Raw genomic sequence first — 255 nt, forward strand, 5'->3', positions numbered from 1 at the left:
CACTTAAACGGTGTCCTTGCTGCTCAAGATCATTACAATCATGGGCGTTAGAACTAGACAGTTTTTTAAGCACGTCAATCTCGCCAGCTACGTCAGCGACCAACCGATTAATATATTGAATATCAATGTTATTTTCAGTTTTATCCTGACCAATAAGCCCTAAGATCTCATCGATATTAGAACAGGCTTGCTGTAATTCGACCTGACTGGTTGTGGTATATTGCGCTAAGCGGGTAATCGCACTCGACTGTGATT

The 255-nt window shown here is 41.6% G+C and carries 1 protein-coding gene; it reads right to left on the reverse strand.

What is annotated here, in order from left to right:
• On the reverse strand, positions 1-255 hold a 255-nt coding region (locus tag AAEY78_RS14030; RefSeq protein ID WP_352340000.1), incomplete at both ends, for a hypothetical protein.

It is taken from the genome of Psychrobacter sp. 16-MNA-CIBAN-0192 (assembly GCF_040309565.1).
GTDB lineage: Bacteria > Pseudomonadota > Gammaproteobacteria > Pseudomonadales > Moraxellaceae > Psychrobacter.